Source organism: Sphingomonas lacusdianchii (assembly GCF_022664395.1).
GTDB classification, from domain to species: domain Bacteria; phylum Pseudomonadota; class Alphaproteobacteria; order Sphingomonadales; family Sphingomonadaceae; genus Sphingomonas; species Sphingomonas lacusdianchii.
Map to the genome: position 1 here is coordinate 1 of NZ_JAKRET010000069.1, position 1,380 is coordinate 1,380.

Sequence of the window (1,380 nt, forward strand, 5' to 3'; positions counted from 1 at the left end):
AAGTCCCGTTTTTCCATGTCTGATGGGCCGTTTCGGGAAAATGCAATCGGGAACAGGTTTCGGGAAGCCGGCCCCGATTGGAGGCATAAGAAGGCTAATCCTCCCGTGCCCGTCCCGCTGGACGTTCGTTTGCGGGAATGGGCAGCTTAGTGCCGACTGGCCGGTGCGTGCAGCACGAGCGAAGGCCACATCAGACTTACCCATGTGCCTACTGTAGAAACCGACCGGGGTATTTACCGGCTCTCGGTCATTGGGGCTATGACATCACGTCATGATTAGGCTGATTGACTAACCTTGCGGTCCAATATTGAATGATCGGCAAGAGAATGCCGCAAACCGCATCATGCAAAATCAAATATCCTCGTTGCCTTTGAAATCCATATAGTTCGGATTCAATGATCCAGCGGCAGGAAATTTAGAATTGTGGCAGCTCCACGAGCTGAATGCGCTACATAATAAGGGGCCTTGGCGTGTCCAATCGATCACTCCTCTTTCCGCTGGTTATCGCAGTGCTTCCCGGATCGCTAGCAATGGCACAGACGGTTTCGGTTTCGAGCGGCATCTTGCGTGGCGCAACCGAAGATGGCGTTGCGAGTTTCAAGGGTATTCCTTTCGCGGCTCCGCCCGTAGGGCCGCTACGCTGGCGCGCTCCGCAACCAGCCAAGGCTTGGTCCGGGGAGCGCGATGCGACCCAATTCGCTGCGGATTGTGCGCAGCCGGGTGGATTCCCCAGCGGGGCGGCCGAGAGGCCGAAGTCGGAAGATTGCCTGTATCTCAACGTCTGGCGACCGGCAGATGTGAAGAGCGGCGCCAAGCTACCAGTCATGGTCTGGATATATGGCGGGGCATTCCTGTTCGGGAGCGGTGCGGACCCGACCTATTCGGGGACGCAGTTTGCCAAGCAGGGTGTCATCCTGGTTACGCTCAACTATCGCGTGGGGCGGTTCGGCTTCTTTGCATTCCCCGCCCTCAGCAAGGAGCATCCTGCCGAACCAAAGGGCAACTACGCCTATATGGACCAGATTGCAGCTCTGAAGTGGGTCAAGGGCAACATCGCAGCATTCGGTGGTGATCCGGGGAACGTTACTATTTTCGGAGAATCCGCTGGCGGCGTTTCCGTACATTCGCTTCTTACCTCGCCTGGAGCGCAGGGACTGTTCCACAAGGCGATCATCGAGTCTGGCGGTGGCCGCGACGGGACGCTGACCGGGCGACCATTGAACCGCGACAATTTCGACCGGCATTATCCTGTTTCGGCCGAAACCATCGGCATCAATTTTGCGCGTCGACACAAGATTACCGGCGCTGACGACGCTGCGCTTACGAAGCTTCGCTCGCTATCGACCGATCAGGTCGTGGATGGCGGCCAACAGACGGATG

General features: G+C 57.5%; 1 protein-coding gene. It reads left to right on the forward strand.

Features of this window, described 5'->3' with window-relative positions:
- Positions 1-530: 530 nt before the first annotated feature.
- A partial coding sequence (locus tag MF607_RS22480; RefSeq protein ID WP_242122388.1) for a carboxylesterase/lipase family protein occupies positions 531-1,380 on the forward strand: 850 nt, incomplete at its 3' end.